1 protein-coding gene and 1 pseudogene are annotated in these 1777 nt (G+C 55.7%); one reads left to right on the forward strand and one right to left on the reverse strand.

What is annotated here, in order from left to right; genetic code table 11:
* Positions 1-99: 99 nt before the first annotated feature.
* Positions 100-1380: pseudogene (locus D8Y22_RS16455) on the forward strand (outer membrane protein assembly factor BamB family protein); the annotation flags it as partial.
* A gap of 219 nt (positions 1381-1599) precedes the next feature.
* Here D8Y22_RS16455 and D8Y22_RS16460 read toward each other — a convergent pair.
* Positions 1600-1777, reverse strand: a 178-nt coding sequence (locus tag D8Y22_RS16460; protein ID WP_246084483.1) for an isocitrate/isopropylmalate family dehydrogenase, incomplete at its 5' end; no start/stop codon positions are given.

Genomic DNA, 1777 nt, shown 5'->3' on the forward strand with positions numbered 1-1777 from the left:
TGAACGTCAATCTGGCACATCTTGTCCTCAGTCGCTTGGATCGAGGCTACCCAGCCACGTCCTGCGAACTGATATTGAAGATGCAACAGGCTATGGGCCTTCGAAACTGGCAGTCGGGTTCGCTCGTCACCGACGGTGGCCGATGGCACCGTCTTCGTCGGGAGTCACGACAACAATCTCTACGCAGTGAATGCGGAAACGGGTAATCAACAGTGGGCCTTCGAAACCTACTTCCACGATATGGTTCGCTCGTCACCGACGGTGGCCGACGGCACCGTCTTCGTCGGGAGTGACGACGACAATCTCTACGCGGTGGATGCAGGTGTCGATGGCTCAAGTGAGGGCTCTCGTGTGATGCTTGGAACTCTGGGACACCACAGTGACTGGCGGTATGCCGGCCAGTCAATCGACATTCCTGCCTATGCGTTGTATACCTCGTGGGTTCGGAATAATTCCGGGCCGCTCGCCATCGGAGGAGTTGCGATCGGAGGCGTCGTTGGTGGTGGATACCTGATCAAACGGCGCCGGGCGAACCAGCAATCGGAGCAGAGATCTCCCAAAGAACCCAGTGGTGGGTCGTCTGCTACACCTGTTGGGCAGACAGACCAGCCGACAACCTCTATAGGGCAACCTGAAAGCGATAGCTTAGCGACGGTCGAACAGCTTCGAGCCGCGGCTGAAAATGCCCTCGAAACAGCTGATTCCGCAAGAGAGACCAACAACTTCGGTGAGGCCGCCGACGCCTACAGCAAGGCCCTCACTCACTATCAGACCGCTGTCGACAAACTTGACTCCGAGGCCACTGATACACACGAGGAACTCACGGAAGCAATCGAATCGACTCGGGAGAACTTCGAGCCGGTCAAAACGATCCACGAACAACGAACCGATATCGGCGAACTCCTAGAATCAGCCGAACGGAATTTTCAGGAGGGTATCAATGCTTTCGTCGAGAACAAACAGACATTCGCGCGGATTCGGTTCCGCCAAGCTCGAGATACCTTCCAAGAGACAATTGAAACAGTCGAAACAAGTGACACTGATTTGCTAACCACCCCTATTGAAGTAGTCGCGCAGCACGGCGGCGAACTCCCCTCGACGACTCTCACTGAGTTAGGGATAATCCCCGAGAAGATGGCAGCACCACTGGCCGACGCTGGCGTCGAAATGATAGCCGACCTAGAGACCAGCCACGAGCCTCCGTGGACACCCACTAACATCGAAGAACTGGTTGAGGATGGCGAAATCAGTGACGCGGTAGCAACCACTCTCACGCTACTATCGTGGTGGGACGGTGACGATAACTGTGAGTTCGGTGCAATCAGAGCAATCGAACAGCGACAGAAACAAGCTGCATACGGGTTTACTCACAGTTCGTAGCCGACTGCATCGAGAAGCTACTCTACTGCACACGCGAAGTGTGTCAATCTCGAGATCATTCTCTCAGCTTCTGTATAGTAACGGGCCAAAACTATGGATTGCTCTACTAATCACTATCAGTATCTCGGCTCGCGTCAGTATCGATGCTGAACCTGGTAGAAAGACCGCAAAAATCGGCGTTTCGACGCTATCGGAACGGGCCGCGCTCCGACGGCCGATCTACGACAAATTCTCGATGTTGGCGACGACTTCGTCGGCGTACTCGCTGGTGGCGAGTTTCTCGGCGTCCTCGAGCTGTCGTTCGAGGTCGTAGGTGACCTTCCCCGAGGAGATGGTTTCTTCGACGGCATCGCGGACGAGGTCGGCGGCGTCGGCCCAGCCGAGGTACTCGAGCATC

The organism is Salinadaptatus halalkaliphilus, from assembly GCF_006543045.1.
GTDB classification, from domain to species: Archaea; Halobacteriota; Halobacteria; order Halobacteriales; family Natrialbaceae; genus Salinadaptatus; species Salinadaptatus halalkaliphilus.